Origin of the sequence: Pseudoselenomonas ruminis (assembly GCF_008271295.1) — a bacterium.
GTDB lineage: Bacteria > Bacillota > Negativicutes > Selenomonadales > Selenomonadaceae > Selenomonas_A > Selenomonas_A ruminis.
On the sequence record NZ_VTOY01000035.1, the window covers coordinates 1 to 1,441 of the forward strand.

A 1,441-nucleotide genomic window follows, 5' to 3' on the forward strand; every position below is an offset into this window, starting at 1 on the left:
GAGAGTGTAAAATTAAGTGTGTAAGTTACCGGTAACAAACTTACGCACTTTCTTTTTATCCGAAAGTGCGGTACAGTATCATCATAATGACAGAAACGGAGTACAGCACTTATGGCAAGACGAAAAAACAGAGGCAATGAAAAAGGACAGGCTATCGCCAAACTTATCATGGAGCAATATCAACCCCAGAATAAGGAGGAAATGCAGGATGCTATAAAAGATGTATTTGGCCCCATGCTGGAAGCTATGTTGCAGGGAGAAATGGACAACCACCTGGGCTATACATCTAACGACCACGGCAGCAAGAATACAGACAATCGCCGCAATGGCTATATCGACAAGACCGTTCGAAGCAGTTTTGGTGAAATTCCCGTCAGCGTTCCTCGCGACAGGGATGGTTCCTTTGAGCCGCAGGCTATTCCTAAACGGTCAAAGGACATTACGGGTATTGAGGATAAAGTCTTGTCCATGTATGGACGTGGTATGAGCCAGCGTGATATATCCTCGACCATTGAAGACATTTATGGCTTCAGCCTGTCAGCGGAAAGTATCTCAAACATCACCGACCGTGTGCTGGAGGAAGCTGAAGTCTGGCAGAATCGGGCCCTCAAGCCCTTTTATCCCTTTATATTTGTAGACTGTCTTTACGTCCCTATACGGCAGGAGTACGAGACGAAAAACTGTGCCATCTATGTAATTCTCGGCTATGATTTGGATGGTATCAAGGATATCCTAGGCTTATGGATTAGCGACACCGAAGGCAAGCATAACTGGATGCAGATTTTTGACGAAATTAAGACACGCGGTGTTGAAGACGTGGCTTTCATCAGCATGGACGGTGTTTCCGGGCTGGAAGAAGGGGCAAAAGCAATTTTTCCACAGGTGGTGGTACAACGCTGCATTGTGCACCTTATCCGCAATTCCATTAAGTACATACCCTCCAAGGATTACAAAGGATTTACAGCCCAGCTTAAGAAGATTTATGGTGCTGTTAATCTCAAAGCGGCTATTGCCGAATTTGACCGATTTAAGGACGCTTGGAAACATTATCCTGGAGCAGTGGCCGTATGGGAGAGAAACTGGATACATGTGGAACAGCTTTTCAATTATGGCAGTGCCGTACGTCGTGTGATGTATACTACCAACGCCATTGAGAGCGTTAATTCCAGCTTTCGCAAGGTAACGAGAAAAGGGGCTTTCCCTCATGAAAATGCTGTTCGCAAGATTCTTTATCTGCGAATTCTGGAGCTGTACAAAAAATGGCAGGGGCATCCCATTATGCGGTGGTCTATGGTACGGAACCAATTAGCTATTGATGAAAAAATTCAGGCAAGAATGCTAATGTACGAGCAATTTTAAGCTTTTTCCCATAGAAAAGGCGGCCCTTTCGGACCGCTTTTCTTATGGCAAAAAAACTTACACACTTATCTTGACAAACTCT

General features: G+C 44.8%; 1 protein-coding gene. It reads left to right on the plus strand.

Going from position 1 to position 1,441, the window contains the following annotated elements:
• Positions 1–111: 111 nt before the first annotated feature.
• Positions 112–1,359 carry an IS256 family transposase gene (locus FZ040_RS13805; protein WP_149172539.1) on the plus strand — a complete coding sequence of 416 codons (1,248 nt, stop codon included), beginning with the start codon at positions 112–114 and terminating at the stop codon, positions 1,357–1,359.
• Positions 1,360–1,441: the final 82 nt, after the last annotated feature.

What these genes read in the sequence shown, in the direction of transcription:
- FZ040_RS13805 (WP_149172539.1), top strand. Translation starts at nt 112, where the DNA reads ATGGCAAGACGAAAAAACAGAGGCAATGAAAAAGGACAGGCTATCGCC.